This is a genomic window from Streptococcus mitis, assembly GCF_002096895.1.
GTDB lineage: Bacteria > Bacillota > Bacilli > Lactobacillales > Streptococcaceae > Streptococcus > Streptococcus mitis_AH.
In genome coordinates, this window is record NZ_NCVI01000010.1 from 1 (window position 1) to 4939 (window position 4939).

Genomic DNA, 4939 nt, shown 5'->3' on the forward strand with positions numbered 1-4939 from the left:
AAAAAAACAATAAATCTGTCAGTGACAGAAATGAGTGAGAACTCAAACTTTTAATGAGAGTTTGATCCTGGCTCAGGACGAACGCTGGCGGCGTGCCTAATACATGCAAGTAGAACGCTGAAGGAGGAGCTTGCTTCTCCGGATGAGTTGCGAACGGGTGAGTAACGCGTAGGTAACCTGCCTGGTAGCGGGGGATAACTATTGGAAACGATAGCTAATACCGCATAAGAGTAGATGTTGCATGACATTTGCTTAAAAGGTGCAATTGCATCACTACCAGATGGACCTGCGTTGTATTAGCTAGTTGGTGGGGTAACGGCTCACCAAGGCGACGATACATAGCCGACCTGAGAGGGTGATCGGCCACACTGGGACTGAGACACGGCCCAGACTCCTACGGGAGGCAGCAGTAGGGAATCTTCGGCAATGGACGGAAGTCTGACCGAGCAACGCCGCGTGAGTGAAGAAGGTTTTCGGATCGTAAAGCTCTGTTGTAAGAGAAGAACGAGTGTGAGAGTGGAAAGTTCACACTGTGACGGTATCTTACCAGAAAGGGACGGCTAACTACGTGCCAGCAGCCGCGGTAATACGTAGGTCCCGAGCGTTGTCCGGATTTATTGGGCGTAAAGCGAGCGCAGGCGGTTAGATAAGTCTGAAGTTAAAGGCTGTGGCTTAACCATAGTACGCTTTGGAAACTGTTTAACTTGAGTGCAAGAGGGGAGAGTGGAATTCCATGTGTAGCGGTGAAATGCGTAGATATATGGAGGAACACCGGTGGCGAAAGCGGCTCTCTGGCTTGTAACTGACGCTGAGGCTCGAAAGCGTGGGGAGCAAACAGGATTAGATACCCTGGTAGTCCACGCCGTAAACGATGAGTGCTAGGTGTTAGACCCTTTCCGGGGTTTAGTGCCGCAGCTAACGCATTAAGCACTCCGCCTGGGGAGTACGACCGCAAGGTTGAAACTCAAAGGAATTGACGGGGGCCCGCACAAGCGGTGGAGCATGTGGTTTAATTCGAAGCAACGCGAAGAACCTTACCAGGTCTTGACATCCCTCTGACCGCTCTAGAGATAGAGTTTTCCTTCGGGACAGAGGTGACAGGTGGTGCATGGTTGTCGTCAGCTCGTGTCGTGAGATGTTGGGTTAAGTCCCGCAACGAGCGCAACCCCTATTGTTAGTTGCCATCATTCAGTTGGGCACTCTAGCGAGACTGCCGGTAATAAACCGGAGGAAGGTGGGGATGACGTCAAATCATCATGCCCCTTATGACCTGGGCTACACACGTGCTACAATGGCTGGTACAACGAGTCGCAAGCCGGTGACGGCAAGCTAATCTCTTAAAGCCAGTCTCAGTTCGGATTGTAGGCTGCAACTCGCCTACATGAAGTCGGAATCGCTAGTAATCGCGGATCAGCACGCCGCGGTGAATACGTTCCCGGGCCTTGTACACACCGCCCGTCACACCACGAGAGTTTGTAACACCCGAAGTCGGTGAGGTAACCGTAAGGAGCCAGCCGCCTAAGGTGGGATAGATGATTGGGGTGAAGTCGTAACAAGGTAGCCGTATCGGAAGGTGCGGCTGGATCACCTCCTTTCTAAGGATAAGGAACTGCGCATTGGTCTTGTTTAGTCTTGAGAGGTCTTGTGGGGCCTTAGCTCAGCTGGGAGAGCGCCTGCTTTGCACGCAGGAGGTCAGCGGTTCGATCCCGCTAGGCTCCATTGGTGAGAGATCACCAAGTAATGCACATTGAAAATTGAATATCTATATCAAATAGTAACAAGAAAATAAACCGAAAACGCTGTAGTATTAATAAGAGTTTATGACTGAAAGGTCAGAAAAATAAGGTTAAGTTAATAAGGGCGCACGGTGGATGCCTTGGCACTAGGAGCCGAAGAAGGACGTGACAAACGACGATATGCCTTGGGTAGCTGTAAGTAAGCGATGATCCAGGGATTTCCGAATGGGGGAACCCAACAGGTACTACCTGTTACCCGCATCTGTTAAGGATGTGAGGAGGAAGACGCAGTGAACTGAAACATCTAAGTAGCTGCAGGAAGAGAAAGCAAAAGCGATTGCCTTAGTAGCGGCGAGCGAAACGGCAGAAGGGCAAACCGAAGAGTTTACTCTTCGGGGTTGTAGGACTGCAATGTGGACTCAAAGATTATAGAAGAATGATTTGGGAAGATCAGCCAAAGAGAGTAATAGCCTCGTATTTAAAATAGTCTTTGTACCTAGCAGTATCCTGAGTACGGCGGGACACGTGAAATCCCGTCGGAATCTGGGAGGACCATCTCCCAACCCTAAATACTCCCTAGTGACCGATAGTGAACCAGTACCGTGAGGGAAAGGTGAAAAGCACCCCGGGAGGGGAGTGAAATAGAACCTGAAACCGTGTGCCTACAACAAGTTCGAGCCCGTTAATGGGTGAGAGCGTGCCTTTTGTAGAATGAACCGGCGAGTTACGTTATGATGCGAGGTTAAGTTGAAGAGACGGAGCCGTAGGGAAACCGAGTCTGAATAGGGCGAATTAGTATCATGACGTAGACCCGAAACCATGTGACCTACCCATGAGCAGGTTGAAGGTGCGGTAAGACGCACTGGAGGACCGAACCAGGGCACGTTGAAAAGTGCTTGGATGACTTGTGGGTAGCGGAGAAATTCCAAACGAACTTGGAGATAGCTGGTTCTCTCCGAAATAGCTTTAGGGCTAGCGTCGACATTAGAGATTCTTGGAGGTAGAGCACTGTTTGGGTGAGGGGTCCATCCCGGATTACCAATCTCAGATAAACTCCGAATGCCAATGAATTATGGTCGGCAGTCAGACTGCGAGTGCTAAGATCCGTAGTCGAAAGGGAAACAGCCCAGACCACCAGCTAAGGTCCCAAAATAATTGTTAAGTGGAAAAGGATGTGGGGTTGCACAGACAACTAGGATGTTAGCTTAGAAGCAGCTATTCATTCAAAGAGTGCGTAATAGCTCACTAGTCGAGTGACCCTGCGCCGAAAATGTACCGGGGCTAAAACAATTTACCGAAGCTGTGGATACCTTTTATAGGTATGGTAGGAGAGCGTTCTATGTGTGATGAAGGTATACCGTGAGGAGTGCTGGAACGCATAGAAGTGAGAATGCCGGTATGAGTAGCGAAAGACAGGTGAGAATCCTGTCCACCGTAAGACTAAGGTTTCCAGGGGAAGGCTCGTCCGCCCTGGGTTAGTCGGGACCTAAGGAGAGACCGAAAGGTGTATCCGATGGACAACAGGTTGATATTCCTGTACTAGAGTATGTAGTGATGGAGGGACGCAGTAGGCTAACTAAAGCAGACGATTGGAAGTGTCTGTCTAAGCAGTGAGGTGTGAACTGAGTCAAATGCTTAGTTCTATAACATTGAGCTGTGATGGGGAGCGAAGTTTAGTAGCGAAGTTAGTGACGTCACACTGCCAAGAAAAGCTTCTAGCGTTAAACATACTCTACCCGTACCGCAAACCGACACAGGTAGTCGAGGCGAGTAGCCTCAGGTGAGCGAGAGAACTCTCGTTAAGGAACTCGGCAAAATGACCCCGTAACTTCGGGAGAAGGGGTGCTGACTTTAAGTCAGCCGCAGTGAATAGGCCCAAGCAACTGTTTATCAAAAACACAGCTCTCTGCTAAATCGTAAGATGATGTATAGGGGGTGACGCCTGCCCGGTGCTGGAAGGTTAAGAGGAGTGCTTAGCGTAAGCGAAGGTATGAATTGAAGCCCCAGTAAACGGCGGCCGTAACTATAACGGTCCTAAGGTAGCGAAATTCCTTGTCGGGTAAGTTCCGACCCGCACGAAAGGCGTAATGATTTGGGCACTGTCTCAACGAGAGACTCGGTGAAATTTTAGTACCTGTGAAGATGCAGGTTACCCGCGACAGGACGGAAAGACCCCATGGAGCTTTACTGCAGTTTGATATTGAGTGTCTGTACCACATGTACAGGATAGGTAGGAGTCTATGAGATCGGGACGCCAGTTTCGAAGGAGACGTTGTTGGGATACTACCCTTGTGTTATGGCCACTCTAACCCGGATAGGTGATCCCTATCGGAGACAGTGTCTGACGGGCAGTTTGACTGGGGCGGTCGCCTCCTAAAAGGTAACGGAGGCGCCCAAAGGTTCCCTCAGAATGGTTGGAAATCATTCGCAGAGTGTAAAGGTATAAGGGAGCTTGACTGCGAGAGCTACAACTCGAGCAGGGACGAAAGTCGGGCTTAGTGATCCGGTGGTTCCGTATGGAAGGGCCATCGCTCAACGGATAAAAGCTACCCTGGGGATAACAGGCTTATCTCCCCCAAGAGTTCACATCGACGGGGAGGTTTGGCACCTCGATGTCGGCTCGTCGCATCCTGGGGCTGTAGTCGGTCCCAAGGGTTGGGCTGTTCGCCCATTAAAGCGGCACGCGAGCTGGGTTCAGAACGTCGTGAGACAGTTCGGTCCCTATCCGTCGCGGGCGTAGGAAATTTGAGAGGATCTGCTCCTAGTACGAGAGGACCAGAGTGGACTTACCGCTGGTGTACCAGTTGTCTTGCCAAAGGCATCGCTGGGTAGCTATGTAGGGAAGGGATAAACGCTGAAAGCATCTAAGTGTGAAACCCACCTCAAGATGAGATTTCCCATGATTTTATATCAGTAAGAGCCCTGAGAGATGATCAGGTAGATAGGTTAGAAGTGGAAGTGTGGCGACACATGTAGCGGACTAATACTAATAGCTCGAGGACTTATCCAAAGTAACTGAGAATATGAAAGCGAATGGTTTTCTTGGTTTGAATAGATATTCAATTTTGAGTAGGTATTACTCAGAGTTAAGTGACGATAGCCTAGGAGATACACCTGTACCCATGCCGAACACAGAAGTTAAGCCCTAGAACGCCGGAAGTAGTTGGGGGTTGCCCCCTGTGAGATATGGAAGTCGCTTAGCT

At 50.0% G+C, this 4939-nt stretch carries 1 tRNA gene and 3 rRNA genes; all 4 read left to right on the forward strand.

Going from position 1 to position 4939, the window contains the following annotated elements:
* Nucleotides 1–49: 49 nt before the first annotated feature.
* The 4 genes from B7697_RS00095 (at nt 50) to rrf (ending at nt 4938) form a co-directional block, all read left to right on the forward strand.
* Nucleotides 50–1595: ribosomal RNA gene (locus tag B7697_RS00095) — 16S ribosomal RNA — on the forward strand.
* A 51-nt stretch (nt 1596–1646) separates the two neighbouring features.
* Nucleotides 1647–1719 (forward strand) — tRNA-Ala (locus tag B7697_RS00100).
* A gap of 125 nt (nt 1720–1844) precedes the next feature.
* Nucleotides 1845–4746: ribosomal RNA gene (locus tag B7697_RS00105) — 23S ribosomal RNA — on the forward strand.
* Nucleotides 4747–4822: 76 nt separating this feature from the next.
* A 5S ribosomal RNA gene (rrf, locus tag B7697_RS00110) occupies nt 4823–4938 on the forward strand.
* The 16S, 23S and 5S rRNA genes sit together here with 1 tRNA gene alongside, the layout of an rRNA operon.
* Nucleotide 4939 lies beyond the last annotated feature (1 nt).